Below are 15,612 nucleotides of genomic sequence, written 5' to 3'. Positions count from 1 at the left end.
TTATATTGTATGCAATATCCCAATTCCATCCTTTGAATATTTCCGTTTCAAAACTCTTCGTCTTCATCGATTTCTTCATCTGGTTGAATCTCACAAACAAATTCAATATTTCTTTTACCGAATACATCTGTCAGATAAGTAATCTCTTCTTCATTCATTGTAAAAAATGACCATTCATTCTCGCTGACAGTTATTTTCTCCTGTTCTGTTGTCGTTACCTCCAAAGTGATAACGTTCATGCTTCCCTTCACTGTTTCAAACAGTCTTGTCAATCGTACCTTTGCCAGATCCAGTGCAGTCAGCTTTCCACCATATACAGATACAAGAAAGTTCTTTGTCAAATATATCCTAAAATCATTAAACCAGAGAGCTTCCGGCTGATTACATTCTTCGTCAATCTGCTCTGCCAATGGATGTCTGTATTTTTTAATCGCACGCACCTGGGTTAATACCATCGAAATTCCAATCAATATTAAGATGCCTCCGATATCCAGATTCACAAAATATCCTTCCTTGAGTATTTTTCCATAGGTAAGCTTCGTCATACATATATAAATAAATTTGTAATTGATATACTCACTTATTATTTTTTTTACGTTCTCGTCAGTCACAACTTTCGTCATGCCTTCCACTCTTGCCGTACCATTCTCTTCAACTCTCTGCTTCAAATCTGCAAACTGTTCCGGTTGCATCCCTACAATATAGCTTTCCTCTGCCGTTGTTACAAGGTAATATCCTTCATATTTATTTTCTGCCAGTTTCTCCGGTACCTGGATAATATCAATATATGCTGTCTGATTCGCAGGATTGGCTTCTTCCTGTAATACCTGTTCAAATGGTCGAACACAATCCATCTTTCTCTTTGTCTGAATCAATCCAAATGCCACCAAAAATATTCCTATCAATAAGAGAATCATTCCGATCGTCCGCCACATTTGATTGAATTTGTATTCTTCTTTTATATGCTTATTCGTATATTTCATGTCATGTATTCTCCTACACTTGATTTTTCTCTCACACATAAATGCTCTAACGCTGTTTTATTATAAAATTGTCTGATTTGTTCCCTACAAACTGAAATTTTCGAGTGTGTCGCTAAATTAGATTTTTTCATCAATTATCATTACTAAAATACTCATTTCTAAGTATGGAATAATAAACTTCATCCACAATACCTTGATTACAGGTTCCCGACTGCCTAATTATTCCTTCTTTTTTCATTCCCATTTTCTGCATTACACTTCCTGAGTTTGGATTACCTGCAGCATGCTTTGCATATACACGTTTGACTTTTACTTCTTCAAAAAAGAATTTTACCAATGCCCTTCCTGCTTCTGCAGTTATACCTTTTCCCCACCATCTGCTTCCAATACCATACCCGAGCTCCACACTTTCTGTTGCCTCATCGAGACTTACTACTGATATATCTCCAACCAGTTCATGCGAATCTTTTAACTCAATTGTCCAAAAATAGAAATCCTGCTTATCATACGATTCTATCCAATCAATTAGTAATTGCTTTGTCTCGTCGACATTTTTATGCGGTTGCCAACTTAAAAACTTTGTTACATCTTTTTCTGTTACCCAGTTTTTAAACATGATTTCTGCATCATCTAATACATGTCGTTTAAGAACTAATCTATCTGTTTCTATTCTAATTGTGCCCTTATGTTCCATACGCATCCTCCACCATCAAGAAAATTCCGATTTTCCAGTTTCCAAAAAGGATTTTTCAAATTAGTCTTTGCAAATAACCTTTGAACCTTCACCATCAATTACAATTCCCTGATGGTTGTTAATAGGGCATAGATTCAAATCCGAAAACTCAGTCATTATTTTCTCGGTAACTTTCTTAAATGGTGCTGTAAGATAATGCGGAAGAACATAGAAATCAATCAAATCAAGCCCTGCATCATCTTCTTGTGAGTAGTCCTCCGGCTTTTCATCCATTTGCTCGATATATTGGATGCTTGGAGCGCATATAATTGCGCCTGCCGACTCGCCGATCATCAATTTTCCATTTGCCAATTCCTTTTTTAGCAACCCATCAGTTCTTGTTTTACGGAGTTGGTCCATAAGAAAGAAAGAATTTCCGCCGGTAAAATATATCACATCTGCATCTTCAAAAACAGACTGTATCGTTGAATAAGCCTCCGTTGAAATATCAATTTCAGTTACGATTGCTCCCAACTTTTTGAATAATTTTCGAGCCGAGCCGACATAACCGGTGTAGCCTTCACGCAACGAAGCTGTTGGAATAAATGCGACTTTCTTATTTTCAATTTCTTCCTTTATCAGACTTCCTACACTTGAAAAGTGCGAACATAAAAATAGTTTCATCAATATTCTCCTTTATAAATCCCGATTTTAATGTCTCTATTATACCATAATGATACTATTATAAAAAAGCAAAAAGAGCTCCTTCGAGCTCTTTTGGGTCAGTTCTGCAAACTTGAAGTTATAAAATCACAGTCCAAAACAGGGCACATCTTTTAACTGCAATACTTTATTCGTGAATTTCCAATGGTAGATTGTCAGGGTCATAAAAGAATGTCATTCTTTTACCTGTGTAAATATCAAGTCTAATCGGCTCAGTTATGATGCCCCTTTTATTCAATTCTCTTACGGTATTATCGACCGAGTCTACAGCAAAGGCAAGATGCCGGAGACCGTAAGCCTCTGGATAACTGGGGCGCTTCGGACAATTTTTAATGATAAAAAGTTCTAATTCCATCTCATCGAGTTGAAGATCAATTTTGTAATCATCACGTTCTGGTCTGTAATTTTCTCGAACAATAGAAAAACCTAATAGATCCACATAAAAGTGCTTTGATTGCTCATAGTTGCTCCCAATAATGGCAATATGATGAACTTTTTTCAAATTCATGGTGTATTTACCTCTTTCCTACTTTGTTTGAATACATGAAATATAATATCATAAGAACGCATCTAATCAAACTTAAATACATTAAGCCCTGTTTCTTCATCATAAACTCTGTCAACTTTTCCATCAATGACCGTAATTACCATCTCACAGGTTGCACTCACGACAGCTCTGTTCAGATGCCCTCCAAACACTTCACCTTTCTCATTTCCGACACTCATATGAAGATGCGCATAATATTCTCCATCCATTGTATTGATCGTACCTGTCAGTGATGTAATTTCATAATACCCTTTAAAACTGTTTGAGTAATATTTCTTCTCATCTGTCTTATATACTCCGATTGTAAAATCATTGTTTTGTTTCTCCCTTCTGGAATTTCTATTTGTGTTGCCATGTCATTACATAATCTTTTTCTCCGGTAGCCTCATCTAAGCCACTATGCTGAATCTCAAATCCTTCTCTCTTATAAAAGGATATTGCCCGTGCGTTCTTTTGGTATACGTTCAAGAACAACTTATTTCTTTTATCCTTTGCATAATTCAGCAGAATTTTACCTATACCCTGCGATTGCATTTCACCAGAAACAAAAATGCCCTCAACATATTCATCATTTAACCCTATAAAGCCCTGTATTTCTGTATCATACTCATACACATAAATCTCTGCTTGTGACAGTGCTTCTTTTACTGATTTGAAATTGCCTTTCCAGTATTCGGTGGGGATAAAATTATGTGCCTTTATATTTGTATCCAACCATATATCTGCAACTTTATTTATATCATCCCTTTGAAATTCTCTAATCATAACAGTGACTCTCCATAAACTTGAAATTGCTAATTAATCTTCATCATCCTAATAAATTTTTTCCATACTATTTCCCCAAAATATTTTGAGTTGCAGATTTATATTTTCCTATCTGATCAACTGTACAATCAACCAGAAATTTAAAAAATCTTATACATATCGTTCTTGTAGAACATTATTGAATCGTTTTTTTCAGAATTTCTTAGAACGGTAAGAACATTAAACACATCCGGAAATGGCGAAACCATACCCATACACGCCATGCCAAAATTCAATCCATTAAATACTCTAAATTCAGCAGGACTAATTACAAATAATATAAATGGAACTAATCCAAGAACAAATGGCAACAGGCACATCAATATAAACCGATTTCGCTTCAATGGATACGATGCTAATGCGACAAATGTTGTCTTCCCCTTTATTCTTCCTATTGTTACATCTGCTTCCTTAGGATAAACAATTCCATGTAACCACTCATGCATTATTAACAATAAAAAACCGAAAGCAAATCCAACCGGAATAAATATTGGTGAGATTACAACGGTCTTACATATTATCGTTTTACCAAGCATAGCAATAAAAAGGAAAACACATAGAATTGCAGAAATCGGCACCGCTTTTTTCATCAGTTCACCAACACTCTGCGGTGTTTCTATCTTTACTGCGCCTTCCGGCAAGCTTCCTGTTTGATATTTATTTATATCATTTATTGACCACACAATTTTTATCATATCAACTTCCTATTCTTCTGTATAATCCTTTGCATTTACACTATGTGCCGTATTATAAAACAATTGCGCCAACTACTCACAGTCAGTCGTTTTGTATTCTATAAGTTTCATGTTTTATCCTCATAAACTTGAACTAGCAAGTGTCTATAATTTACAAATCATAATATATTCTTCATCATTTTCATCAACAATTTCAAATCCTATCTTCCTATACATACGGACAGCATAATTCATCTTTTGAACTGATAATGATGCTTGTTTATATCCTTCTAGTTTTAGTTTTGTTAGCATCTGTTTCATTAATTCTGTTCCGATACCATAGTTTCTATACTCTTTAAGAAGTGAAATTGCAAAAGACGGTGTTTCATTATCTATATGACCATAATCATTCATAATCCGAACCCACACGGCGCCAACAATTTTATCCCTAACTTGAGCAACCAAACATAAGTCTCCCTTATTCTTACCAAAGTCTTTTACATATACCTGCAAATCTGGTTGGTTAATAATATCTTGGAGCGGTGCAGAAACTCCTTCGGGAATAAAAATCGCCTCATACAAAAAAGTATCTAATACCTTATTTTCATCTTGTTTTAATTCTCTTATCAAATAATTCATATAAACCTCCGATTTATTTTTCCTTATAAATCAGTTGTCATTCCACACATAATGATACCTCCGTCAAATCCTGATTTATCAACGTTTAACATGATTAAATCATATTAGAAACGGGATAAAATAAAATGGCTTCAACAATAAATTTTCTTCTCTTCCTACATCTTTTTGTGATATTAAATATATCTTATTCACATTTGGGGAATATTTTTTAGAAAATTCCTTTATTGATTCGTGTTTTCCTGTTCCGGAAGACTTAATCTCAAATGCATTTACCTTGCTTCCTTCTGAAATTAAAAAATCCACTTCATAATAATGCGTACTTCCATTCTTTTCCCATGTATGATAAAACAATTCTCTTCCAGATGCAGCAATCATCTGTGCTACAAGATTCTCATATAAATAACACAGATTGGCAGGTAATTTATCAGAAAGCAGCTTGGCGTATACATCATTTTCCGTTACCGGACGGTCAATAAACAACAACGTAACAAATAACCCCGTATCTGAAAGATATAACTTGTAACTGTCAAAATCTTTCGTGTCCGTCAGGCTGACCCTTGGATTGGTAGAATTATAGCATGGCAGAACCGTTTTCGAATCTATCAAATCATATAATAATTCTTCCGCCTTGGTATTATTTCTTTTTCCGATTGCTGTAGTAATACGATATTTTCTTACATCCTTTGACAACTGTGCCGGAATCGCATGATATAATGCCGATATTCTGCCGGAGGCATCGATTTTCTTAAAATCTTCCTCATACAAAGATATGATCTGCCTTTTTACCATATCTATTTCTGAAAAGTTTTTTCCATTAACATAGGCTTCTACTGCCTGTGGCATTCCTCCCACTGCCATATATATTCTCAGATCCCGCATTAATTTACGATTGGTTGCCTGTCCGATAGCTGTTCCGCTATCATAAATCTGCTGCAATAACCCATAATTATTGCCCGTGGCATCACAGAATTCTTCGTAATCCATGGGATATACTTCCAGCTTCATTTCCTCGGAAGGAATCAGGATGTCCTTTACATTTTTCTTTATCGAGATCAAAGATCCTGTTTCCAAATAACTGTATCTGCCATCAAACACAAGATGCTTGATTGCCTGTCTTGCTTTAGGAAATAGTTGAACTTCATCAAAAATAATAAGAGACTCATGCTCATATAATGTTATTCCTGTTTCTGCCTGTAACCTAAGAAAAAAGATATTTAAATTTCCTATATCATCAAAACATTCCAATATATTACCTGTTGTTTTTGAAAAATCAATCAATATATAAGATTTATACTCATTCTTTGCAAAATTCTCCGCTATCGTTGATTTTCCAACTCGTCTAGCCCCCTCTAACAGCACAGCGTATTTATCTGAATATAAATTTTTCCATTCTAATAGTTTGTCATATGCTTTTCTTTTAAAATACATATCTACCTCCAAATATGCTCCACTGAATCTCTTCCACCCATTATATCACAAATGTACTTTTCTTCAATATTTGCATCCAGTATTATGTGTTTTCCTTCAAAATTTATACTCAAAACCATGTGCTTTTCTTCAAAACATTTTGAGTTGCAGATTTATATTTTCCTATCTGATCAACTGCACAATCAACCAAAAATTTAAGAAATCTTATACATATCGTTCTTGTAGAACATTATTGAATCGCTTTTTTCAGAACTACCATCCCACAGGTTGCGCTCACGACAGCTCTGTTCAGATGCTCTCCAAACACTTCACCTTTCTCATTTCCGACACTCATATGAAAATGTGCAGAATATTCTCCATAGAATCTTTTGACGTATACTCGCAAGCCAAGCTGTCACTCATTGCCCGAGTGACAGCTTAGTTACTTGCTATCCCTGATACCTTATTCTTTCTACCAGCGTTTCCTTTTTCAGATTACTGCTTAAAACGCAGGAAAGTACAAGCTGCAACAGACCGACCAAAAAAATCATAATAAAAATTGGTACGATTGGAACATGATAGATATTTATTCCAAATATTCCCATATGTTTTGCATAGGAAAAAAGTGCATAGCCGAGCGGCAGGCCAATGATCAAAGCTACGCATATAGTGCCAACTGTAAAAATCAGTCCCTGTAACTGCAGGCATAAATTTAATTGTTTATTTGTCATGCCCACAGCCTGTAATATACCATATTCCTGCTTTTTTGTCGTAATATTCATGATCATGGTATTCGCCATATTCATAAACCCGATGAGTCCTACAATAGCCATAAACAGATAACAGCCAAGCTTCATCATGCTGCTTGCAAATTCGGCAGATTGTAACTGCGCATGATAAGTATCCATTTTTATATGCGAAGTATTAGAAATCAAAGTATTCAGACTTTGTTCTACAGATGCCACATCTTTTTTATCACAGTCCACCCACAGATAGCCATAGGCTGTTCCTCTCGGATTCATGGAACGATATACACCTTCCGGAATGACAAGATAAGTGTCCGCACTTACAAAAGATCCTGCAATCTTTCCCTGATAGGTATAGGTTCCACTTCCATTCTCAAAGTCAAATGCAATGGATTCACCCGGAGCATATCCATCTTGTTCCATCCACGCCAACCAACCAAAGAAAATATCACCATTCTTTACCGCCTGATCATAGTCCATAGAGCCAATATCCCCTTCTTGGCGCATAAAATCAAAATCCTTTTTACTCACAATAGTAGCCGGAAATCTTGTTCCGTTCAGATTTACAGAGACAATCTCTCTCGTCATGACATCTGTTACTCCCGGAATGCTTTTGATTTCTTCAATCAGCGAATCATTCAATGGATCATCCGTCAGAATCGTATCCAGATTATTCTCCGGATATCTTTCATCATACTCAGCAGAATAGTCAAGCTGCAGTTCAAATTGTCCATGATTAACGGAAAGACGTGCTTCATGCTCCGTGTCAATATTTCCCACATAATTAGAGATAATCACAAACAATACGCAAGAAAAACCCATTGTGAGGATAGTACCAATAGTTCTTTTGGGATTACCCGTTACATTTGCCATTGCCATAGAAAACACGGTAACATTTTTTCTGCCATTTCGTTTTCCTTTTTTGTGTGTTTCTGCATTTTCTAAATACCGTGTTGCTTCGATAGGTGAAATCCGTGAAACAATTTTCATTGGTTTACGCAGTGCCAAAGCAACGGTAAGAAATGATACGAAAATACATAGAAGCATAACAGGCAGGGAAAACAGTGGCACCTGCTGGTTTTGAACACCCATAGAACCAGTTCCGGTTGATACAAGGTTTCCCTGTTCTACCAGCCAGTTAAAACCGTATTTTGCAATCAGAAATCCAAAAAGAAATCCAACCGGTATTGAAAAAATTGTCAAAAAAATCCCCTCTCTGAAGATCAGTTGTTTCATCTGCTTTTTTGTCGCTCCCAGAGCCTTGATTTTTCCATACTCCTGTATCTTGTTGGCAATACCGACCTGAAAAATATTATAAATGACCACAACAGAGAAAAGTACAATTGCAAGAATCAGCATTCCACATACCGCAATCGTTTCATAACTCGGCTGCAAGACCCATTGCAAATAGAGATCATTGATTATAACGTTTTTTTCTTCGATCCCACAAGATGCTGCAATCTGTTTTATAACCGGTTCAATATTATTCATAGATACATTTGCAGAATCATTTAAAGAAAAATAAATATTATACTGTCTGTCAGTCTCTGCGACATGCTCATCGTAAAACTCCTGTGACCCGAAAGCAACATAAGATGCCTCGATGGTATACTCATCCCGGTCATATAGGATTCCGCTGACAACAAATTCTTCCGGCTTATATTCTGACCGCATCCCTGCACGGTAATCCAGTGTAACCGTATCTCCGACCTTTACATCATCATATCCCATTTCACTAAAAAATGCTCTTCCTGCGGCAATTTCCTGCGTTCCCCCCGGATACTTTCCTTCCTTTAACTCATATTCCTTATTATAGGGAAGCATTTTTCTTGCAGTCTCATCCATGCAGACAAAACCACCGTTTTCGTTGCCTTTAATTATGCCTTCTGTACACATAATTCCTATTGCATCTATTTCTGCACGGCGGCGTACGTCCTTTAACTGCGAGGCATCTGCTGCGACAAACAAACCATAATTGCTTCCATATGAGCCTGCCGCCTGACTTTTCTGTAAACGGATCATTCCATTTCCCACAGTACTGATAATCACAAGCAGCATCGTAGTCAGACATATGGACATCATAATCAGTATACTTCTTGTCTTGTTCTTTTTGTCATTGCTATATGCAATCCTGCTTATTGTCTTCATCTGAAATCCACCACCTGTCCGTCCTCAATCACCAGAATACGGTCAGCGACCTGTGCAATTTCGTCATCATGGGTAATCATTACAATTGTCTGTCCATATTTTTTTGCTGTCATCTTAAGCAGGGCAATCACCTCATCACTGGTCTTAGAATCAAGATTGCCTGTCGGCTCATCCGCAAATATAATTTCCGGACGATTCACCAGTGCTCTTGCAATCGCTACTCTCTGCTGCTGTCCTCCGGATAACTGATTTGGCAGATTGTAAATCCTCTTTTCAATTCCCAGAGTTGCAATAATATCATTTACATACGTTTCATCCACTTTTCTTCCATCCAGCCCCAGTGGCAGTACAATATTTTCCCAGACATTAATAGATGAAACCAGATTAAATGCCTGAAAAACAAATCCGATTTTTCTTCTGCGGAAAACAGCAAGGGCATCTTCCTTCATCCTGTATAAATCTTTCCCTGCTAAAGTAACACTGCCTTTTGTCGGGGTATCAAGCCCTCCAAGCATATGAAGTAATGTACTTTTACCGGAACCTGACTTTCCGACAATTGCGACAAATTCTCCCTGCTCAATCTGAATGTCCACCTGATTGACCGCTTTGACCTGATTCTCACCCGCGCCATAAAATTTACAAAGCTGCTTGGTTTCTAATATCACACTCATGTGTTGCCTCCTTTTCAATTCTGTAAATCGTACCTTTTCAGCACGCTTTCTTTGCCTGTTTATATATTTGGTCATTTTTCAACCTACATCCAAATTGTATCAGGACAATCTTTCATTTCACTTTCAAAAAACGAGCAGAACTCTTACAGAATTGTAAGGGTTCTGCTCACTTAAAATTTAACCAATATATGGTAATTGAATCACAAACGTGCTTCCTTTTTTCTTTTTGCTGGAGGTTACCGTAATCGTACCTGCGTGTTTTTCGATAATTTCTCTCGATAGAAAAAGTCCGATTCCTGTACCACTCTTTTCCATGACCTCCTTGGAACTTCCTCTGTAAAATCGTTGAAAAATTTTGTGATACTCATTCTGCGGAATACCAATTCCCTGATCCTCAATTTCCATTCTTACAAGATAGTTTCTTTTTTGTAACCGGATAAATATTTTTGAACCACACGGACTGTACTTGACCGCATTATCCAGAACGTTGATCACAGCTTCACCAAGCCACCTTTTATCCTGCATAATCGTGCATGTTTCCAGCTCTTTTTCATAGTCAAAAACGAATTCAATTTCTTTCTCATCCGCTTTAGGATAAGTGCGGTTCACAGCAGATATGACAGTATCCATAAGCGGAAGTTTTTTCTTATTAATCTGAATCAGTCCAGTTTCCATCTTGGATATTTCAAGAAGCGACTGCAATAATGTCTCCAGTCCATCCAGAGCACTCCGACAACGGATACGAAACTCCTCCTGTTCTGTGGCACTTAAGTCATTCTGCATCAGCACACTAAAACATGTATCCAACGCTGCAACCGGTGTCTTTAACTGGTGAGAAATATCAGAAACCATTTCTTTCGTGTTCTCCTTTTCTGCCCTTGCTTCTTCCTTTATCAACTGAATATGATGTCCGATTGCTTCAAGCTGGTCATTCAATTTTTCCAGTTCTGCATGATTTTCCGTTTTCAGTAAATCATCAAATTTATTTTCACGAAATCTGATCAGAATTTCTTCCAACTGGTCTAAAATTTTCTGATGACACGCATCTTCTTTTTTCTTCCAATAAAGTAAAAAAGTCAAAAGAAGCACGCATATCACAGTGCTTACAGCACCGGTCACCATAACCTGATGCCGGAATTGCGAATAAAATGCATTCCCTTTATTCCCCCAGTATCCATATTGCTCCAATAATCGCCTTCCCTGTTCGTTAGTTTCAATATCCTTATCTTTAAGCAATTCCGAAACAGCATCCAGCCCGGAAAATTCTTCCTTTGCAGCAATCTCTGTCATAAGATTCATTTTATATTTATAATCTTCATAAAACACATACGTGGTAAAGCAATTTAATATTGCAAACAATAATATGACAGGTAATACCAAGGAGAGCACTACTGTAATCTTCTTGCGATATCTCTTTGTCACTGCCTTACCCCCTGATTCCATATATACCCAAGACCTCTGATATTCTTTATATAGACCGGTGCAGCCGGATTGTCTTCGATTTTCTCACGGAGTCTTCTGATATTGACAGCGATTGTATTTTCATCCACAAAATCCCCTTCCAGATCAAACACATTTTCCAATATTTGTGTTTTTGAAAGAATCTGTTTCGGATTCTGAAGAAAAAAAGTCAGCATTTTCAACTCCGTTTTTGTCAGACTGATTTCACGACTCTTTATCAGGACTTTCATTTCTCCTGCGATAAATACGATATCTCCCGAAATCATCTTTCCGGCTTCCGTTTTCTCCTGTCTGCGGCGGAAATGTGCTTCTATTTTCAAAAGAAGTACCGAAAGACTAAACGGCTTTGTAATATAATCATCTGCCCCTGCTTCATATCCCATAACCTGATCCATCTCCTGATCTAGTGCTGTAAGGCAAATAATGTATGTATTATAATTGCACCTCATCCACCTTACAAATTCCAGTCCATTCCCATCCGGAAGATTCACATCACAAATGGTAACATCCACATTATTATCACTTGCAATTCTTTTCGCTTTTTTCACTGATTCTGCTGAAAAAACCTCATATCCGGATTTTTTCAGTGAGAATGTAATTCCACGATTTAAATTTTCATCATCTTCAACTACGAGTATACCTGGCATAGCATATGCACCTCTCTTTATTAACTATCAAGTATTATTTTGTTATGTCTCCAAGGAATTCTGATTTAACAAAAAATCATACAAGCCAATATGCACAATACCATCTTCATCTATCCATGGTTTTGCATTCGACTTTGATATAATAATCTTCTTAAAAAAATCTTCTGATATGGGCGTTTACCTGTTCCTCTCTGCTTTTGTATATCATCCAATAGTTTCCCCTCAGAAAATGCAACAATTTCTTCTTTTTGAATTACATCTTTCATAACTTCAATATCTCCTTTGATTAGATTATCAAGAGAAATTTGAAAGATTTCACTCAGTAATACCAAACTATTCACATCTGGATAGCTTTTATCATTTTCCCAATTTGAGATTGTTTGTCTTGAAACATAAACTCGATCGGCTAACTCCTCTTGGGATAATTGTACTTCCTGACGATGTTTTTTTATTTGTTTTCCGAGTTCCATCTCTTCACCTCCTAGTATACTCATACTAATCAAAAAGTCATATTTTCGCTATCAAAGGACATTGACATCAAAGTTTTTAGCGTGTCAAAAGTCTTTTACATTCCAGGTCGGCGATATAGCAAGTTCTTTGTCCTTACTTTTCGGATTCACAACCCCTATAAAAACGCCAATATTCTCTCCACTACAAACACCGTCACACAGGCGGCGGCAGCTACGACTACCAGCCCTTTTTCACGAATACCAAGGATAACCGCTACGACAAATCCTGTGATCGCACTGATAACACTTTCCGTACTGTAGAAAATCGCCGGAAGGGTAAGTGCCGTTAGGCAGGCATATGGCACATAGTATAAAAACGAACTTAAAAACCGATTCTCTATCTTTTTTCTGAATAACACCAATGGCACTGCACGGATCAGATATGTGACAACCGCCATTGCGATAATATATGTATATACACTCATCTCTATTCTTCTCCTTTTTTCTTAACCGGCGCAACGATCGCACCGATTGCTGCTGCCGCTACTGTACATATAACGATCGATATTCCGGTCGAGATAAAGTGGAATATCGGAACATAATATAAAAGGATACTGAACAAAGCTGCCACGCATACCACAAATAACACAGATTTTGACTTTTTGGCAACCGGAACAACGATCGCCACGAACATGCCATAAAGTGCAAGACTGAGTGCGCTGCACACAGACTTTGGAAGCAGCCCGCTGGCTACTGCTCCGGCAAATGTACCACCGCCCCAGCCAAGGATCGGAAGGATCTGAAGTCCTAACATATACGGAAAGGTCACTTCTTTGAAATATCCCATTGCAACTGCAAAGATCTCATCTGTATTTGCAAATGCGATGATCAGACGCTTCCAGATGCCTACATCGTCAGCTAACTTCTGCGTAAGTGAAAGACTCATCAGACCATATCTCAGATTGATGATAAGCTGAGTGAGGATCACCTCAAGGATCGTTCCCCCGGCAATGATGATCTGAAGTCCGGCAAACTGACCGGCACTTGTAACATTTGTAACGCTGGTAAGAACTGCCTGAAAGACACTGAGTCCGCCTTTGATCGCAAGAATACCAAAACTAAAACTAACTGCAAAATACCCCAGGGCGATCGGAATTCCATCCTTCAGCCCGTTTCTAAATTCATTCATTTGTACTACTTACTCCATATTACTTTTTTTCATAATCAACCTGCATCAGGCACAAGCCCTGTGGTGGTGCGGTCGGCCCTGCGAGCTGTCTGCACCGGCCTGTAAGCACCTCTTCCATGTATGCCGGTTCCATTCTGCCTGCCCCGACCTCTACCAGAGTACCGGTCAGGATACGAACCATATTCTGTAAGAATCCGGCTCCGTGGAAATCAAGAATCACATAATCGCCATCTTCCTTAATATCGATCGCAAATAACTTCCGAACCGTCGATTTCTTCATCTGCTTATTGCCACAGAAGCTCTTGAAATCATGTTCACCGACCAGATAAGCTGCTGCCTTTCGCATCCGTTCACAGTCGATCGTCTCACCCTCATCCAGAGTCCAGACGTATTTCCGGTCAAATACCGGCTTCAGCCTGCCACGATAGATCGTGTAACGGTAATGCTTGCCCTTTGCATTAAATCTTGCATGAAAGCGTTCTGCTGCCGGAGTAACCTCCAAAATGCAGATATCATCCGGCAGATAATGATTCATATAATCCCGGATCTCCTCCGGTGTCTTATCTGTCGGAACCGGACCGCTTGCAACCATTGCCCTTGCATGCACACCTGCATCGGTTCTTCCCGCTCCGTTGATCCGTACTTCTTCGCCTGCCATCAGGGAAAGCACTGATTCGATCTTTCCCTGTATGGTCACAACGTCTTTTTTATGTTCCCACCCATGATATCTCGTTCCATCATAGGCGATCAGAAATCTGTAATTCTGCATAATCGTTTCCTTTTCTACACGGCGTTTATATCCTTGATCGTGCCATTCTCATAATCTCTCGCATTGTCCAGTGTGGTACGGCTGATTGCTTCCAGTGCTTCTTCCGTCAGGAAGCCCTGATGGGAGGTTACGATGACATTCGGGAATGACAGCAGTCTTGCCGTGATCGAGGATTCCAGAATATCATCCTCACGATTCTCAAATACATTATTTGTTTCTTCCTCATACACATCCAGACCGATACCGAAGAATTTCTTATTTCGATTTCCCGTGATCAGATCCTCCGTCTTGATCAGGGCGCCTCTCGATGTATTTACAAGGATCACATTATCCTTCATCTTATTGATCGTCTCTGTGCAGATCATATGGTACGAATCATCTGTCAGCGGACAGTGAAGGGAGATCAGATCACTGGTCGATAACAGCGTATCCAGATCCACATACTCTACAAAATCCAGGGATGGATTCCGATACATATCATATGCCAGAACCTTCATGCCAAATCCATGACAGATCCGGCACATAGCCGCTCCGATCTTACCGGTTCCGATGATACCCGCGGTCTTGCCATAGAAGTTCATACCTGTAAGACCTACCAGACTGAAATTATTCTCACGAACCTTGATATAGCTCTTATGGATTCTTCTGGTAACCGCAAGTGCCAGTGCCATCGCATGCTCTGCAACCGCCTCCGGTGAATAACCCGGAACACGGAGCACCGTGATACCACAACGGTTTGCTGCATCCAGATCTACATTATTGAATCCGGCACAGCGCATTAACACTAATTTTACACCATTTTCAGCCAGACACTCAACTACTTTTTCACTGACATCGGAACTTACAAATGCACAGATCGCATCATATCCTTTTGCAAGAGCTGCTGTTCTCGGCGAAAGGTCTGCTTCTAAAAACTCTACCTCCAGATCTGAATATTCCGGTAATATCTTTTCAAATGAATCTCTGTCATATTTCTTCGTATCATAAAATAAAATCTTCATATTCCATATCCTCCTATCATATCCTGCTGCCAGACATCTGTAAAAGCATCGTATACTGCCATATTTTCGCTTATTTTCCGG

Annotated in this window: 19 protein-coding genes; all 19 read right to left on the bottom strand. The window is 38.3% G+C overall.

The window, feature by feature from the left end; all coding sequences use genetic code 11:
- Positions 1–47: 47 nt before the first annotated feature.
- The gene (locus DXB77_RS00805) at positions 48–983 is read right to left on the bottom strand and encodes a hypothetical protein (protein ID WP_055145659.1); all 936 of its coding nucleotides are present in this window, start codon (positions 981–983) and stop codon (positions 48–50) included.
- Positions 984–1,113: 130 nt separating this feature from the next.
- A complete protein-coding gene (locus DXB77_RS00800) occupies positions 1,114–1,677 on the bottom strand; it encodes a GNAT family N-acetyltransferase (RefSeq protein ID WP_015534086.1) in 564 nt (187 codons plus the stop codon).
- Positions 1,678–1,737: 60 nt separating this feature from the next.
- Positions 1,738–2,340, bottom strand: a complete 603-nt coding sequence (locus DXB77_RS00795) for a Type 1 glutamine amidotransferase-like domain-containing protein (RefSeq protein ID WP_015534087.1) — start codon at positions 2,338–2,340, stop codon at positions 1,738–1,740.
- 166 nt (positions 2,341–2,506) lie between these two features.
- On the bottom strand, positions 2,507–2,887 hold the full coding sequence (locus tag DXB77_RS00790) for a VOC family protein (RefSeq protein WP_118483291.1): 381 nt from the start codon (positions 2,885–2,887) through the stop codon (positions 2,507–2,509).
- A gap of 62 nt (positions 2,888–2,949) precedes the next feature.
- A complete protein-coding gene (locus tag DXB77_RS00785) occupies positions 2,950–3,228 on the bottom strand; it encodes a PPC domain-containing DNA-binding protein (protein ID WP_330584435.1) in 279 nt (92 codons plus the stop codon).
- Between the two features lie 37 nt (positions 3,229–3,265).
- Complete coding sequence (locus DXB77_RS00780; RefSeq protein WP_118662458.1) at positions 3,266–3,691, bottom strand: N-acetyltransferase; 426 nt, start codon at positions 3,689–3,691, stop codon at positions 3,266–3,268.
- Positions 3,692–3,831: 140 nt separating this feature from the next.
- The gene (locus DXB77_RS00775; RefSeq protein ID WP_118662457.1) at positions 3,832–4,425 is read right to left on the bottom strand and encodes a DUF3267 domain-containing protein; all 594 of its coding nucleotides are present in this window, start codon (positions 4,423–4,425) and stop codon (positions 3,832–3,834) included.
- A 144-nt stretch (positions 4,426–4,569) separates the two neighbouring features.
- Positions 4,570–5,043, bottom strand: coding sequence for a GNAT family N-acetyltransferase (locus DXB77_RS00765; RefSeq protein WP_117785783.1), 474 nt, complete (start codon positions 5,041–5,043; stop codon positions 4,570–4,572).
- A gap of 99 nt (positions 5,044–5,142) precedes the next feature.
- Positions 5,143–6,471 (bottom strand): AAA family ATPase, encoded by a 1,329-nt coding sequence (locus tag DXB77_RS00760; protein ID WP_118662456.1) that lies wholly within the window; start codon positions 6,469–6,471, stop codon positions 5,143–5,145.
- A gap of 229 nt (positions 6,472–6,700) precedes the next feature.
- Complete coding sequence (locus DXB77_RS13410; protein ID WP_347475302.1) at positions 6,701–6,856, bottom strand: DUF296 domain-containing protein; 156 nt, start codon at positions 6,854–6,856, stop codon at positions 6,701–6,703.
- A 43-nt stretch (positions 6,857–6,899) separates the two neighbouring features.
- Positions 6,900–9,344, bottom strand: a complete 2,445-nt coding sequence (locus tag DXB77_RS00755; RefSeq protein WP_118662455.1) for an ABC transporter permease — start codon at positions 9,342–9,344, stop codon at positions 6,900–6,902.
- The gene (locus DXB77_RS00750) at positions 9,341–10,015 is read right to left on the bottom strand and encodes an ABC transporter ATP-binding protein (RefSeq protein ID WP_118662454.1); all 675 of its coding nucleotides are present in this window, start codon (positions 10,013–10,015) and stop codon (positions 9,341–9,343) included. The genes DXB77_RS00755 and DXB77_RS00750 overlap by 4 nt, the downstream gene beginning before the upstream one ends.
- A gap of 177 nt (positions 10,016–10,192) precedes the next feature.
- Positions 10,193–11,458, bottom strand: a complete 1,266-nt coding sequence (locus DXB77_RS00745) for a HAMP domain-containing sensor histidine kinase (RefSeq protein WP_118662453.1) — start codon at positions 11,456–11,458, stop codon at positions 10,193–10,195.
- Positions 11,434–12,123, bottom strand: a complete 690-nt coding sequence (locus DXB77_RS00740) for a response regulator transcription factor (protein ID WP_118662452.1) — start codon at positions 12,121–12,123, stop codon at positions 11,434–11,436. The genes DXB77_RS00745 and DXB77_RS00740 overlap by 25 nt, the downstream gene beginning before the upstream one ends.
- A 110-nt stretch (positions 12,124–12,233) precedes the next feature.
- A complete protein-coding gene (locus tag DXB77_RS00735) occupies positions 12,234–12,593 on the bottom strand; it encodes a helix-turn-helix transcriptional regulator (protein WP_182439413.1) in 360 nt (119 codons plus the stop codon).
- 155 nt (positions 12,594–12,748) lie between these two features.
- Positions 12,749–13,057 carry an AzlD domain-containing protein gene (locus DXB77_RS00730; protein WP_118662450.1) on the bottom strand — a complete coding sequence of 103 codons (309 nt, stop codon included), beginning with the start codon at positions 13,055–13,057 and terminating at the stop codon, positions 12,749–12,751.
- A 2-nt stretch (positions 13,058–13,059) separates the two neighbouring features.
- Positions 13,060–13,761, bottom strand: a complete 702-nt coding sequence (locus DXB77_RS00725) for an AzlC family ABC transporter permease (protein WP_117808271.1) — start codon at positions 13,759–13,761, stop codon at positions 13,060–13,062.
- Positions 13,762–13,780: 19 nt separating this feature from the next.
- A complete protein-coding gene (truA, locus tag DXB77_RS00720) occupies positions 13,781–14,530 on the bottom strand; it encodes a tRNA pseudouridine(38-40) synthase TruA (RefSeq protein ID WP_021943194.1) in 750 nt (249 codons plus the stop codon).
- A 14-nt stretch (positions 14,531–14,544) separates the two neighbouring features.
- The gene (locus DXB77_RS00715; RefSeq protein ID WP_118662449.1) at positions 14,545–15,531 is read right to left on the bottom strand and encodes a 2-hydroxyacid dehydrogenase; all 987 of its coding nucleotides are present in this window, start codon (positions 15,529–15,531) and stop codon (positions 14,545–14,547) included.
- Positions 15,532–15,612 lie beyond the last annotated feature (81 nt).

Source organism: Clostridium sp. OM05-9, from assembly GCF_003481465.1.
GTDB lineage: Bacteria > Bacillota > Clostridia > Lachnospirales > Lachnospiraceae > Coprococcus > Coprococcus ammoniilyticus.
The sequence above is the reverse complement of the archived record's forward strand: the minus strand, read 5'-3'. Positions and strand labels throughout refer to the sequence as shown.

Coding starts and splice junctions, on each gene's coding strand:
- DXB77_RS00805 (WP_055145659.1), bottom strand. CDS start 983: ATGAAATATACGAATAAGCATATAAAAGAAGAATACAAATTCAATCAA.
- DXB77_RS00800 (WP_015534086.1), bottom strand. CDS start 1,677: ATGGAACATAAGGGCACAATTAGAATAGAAACAGATAGATTAGTTCTT.
- DXB77_RS00795 (WP_015534087.1), bottom strand. CDS start 2,340: ATGAAACTATTTTTATGTTCGCACTTTTCAAGTGTAGGAAGTCTGATA.
- DXB77_RS00790 (WP_118483291.1), bottom strand. CDS start 2,887: ATGAATTTGAAAAAAGTTCATCATATTGCCATTATTGGGAGCAACTAT.
- DXB77_RS00780 (WP_118662458.1), bottom strand. CDS start 3,691: ATGATTAGAGAATTTCAAAGGGATGATATAAATAAAGTTGCAGATATA.
- DXB77_RS00775 (WP_118662457.1), bottom strand. CDS start 4,425: ATGATAAAAATTGTGTGGTCAATAAATGATATAAATAAATATCAAACA.
- DXB77_RS00765 (WP_117785783.1), bottom strand. CDS start 5,043: ATGAATTATTTGATAAGAGAATTAAAACAAGATGAAAATAAGGTATTA.
- DXB77_RS00760 (WP_118662456.1), bottom strand. CDS start 6,471: ATGTATTTTAAAAGAAAAGCATATGACAAACTATTAGAATGGAAAAAT.
- DXB77_RS00755 (WP_118662455.1), bottom strand. CDS start 9,344: ATGAAGACAATAAGCAGGATTGCATATAGCAATGACAAAAAGAACAAG.
- DXB77_RS00750 (WP_118662454.1), bottom strand. CDS start 10,015: ATGAGTGTGATATTAGAAACCAAGCAGCTTTGTAAATTTTATGGCGCG.
- DXB77_RS00745 (WP_118662453.1), bottom strand. CDS start 11,458: ATGGAATCAGGGGGTAAGGCAGTGACAAAGAGATATCGCAAGAAGATT.
- DXB77_RS00740 (WP_118662452.1), bottom strand. CDS start 12,123: ATGCCAGGTATACTCGTAGTTGAAGATGATGAAAATTTAAATCGTGGA.
- DXB77_RS00735 (WP_182439413.1), bottom strand. CDS start 12,593: ATGGAACTCGGAAAACAAATAAAAAAACATCGTCAGGAAGTACAATTA.
- DXB77_RS00730 (WP_118662450.1), bottom strand. CDS start 13,057: ATGAGTGTATATACATATATTATCGCAATGGCGGTTGTCACATATCTG.
- DXB77_RS00725 (WP_117808271.1), bottom strand. CDS start 13,761: ATGAATGAATTTAGAAACGGGCTGAAGGATGGAATTCCGATCGCCCTG.
- truA (WP_021943194.1), bottom strand. CDS start 14,530: ATGCAGAATTACAGATTTCTGATCGCCTATGATGGAACGAGATATCAT.
- DXB77_RS00715 (WP_118662449.1), bottom strand. CDS start 15,531: ATGAAGATTTTATTTTATGATACGAAGAAATATGACAGAGATTCATTT.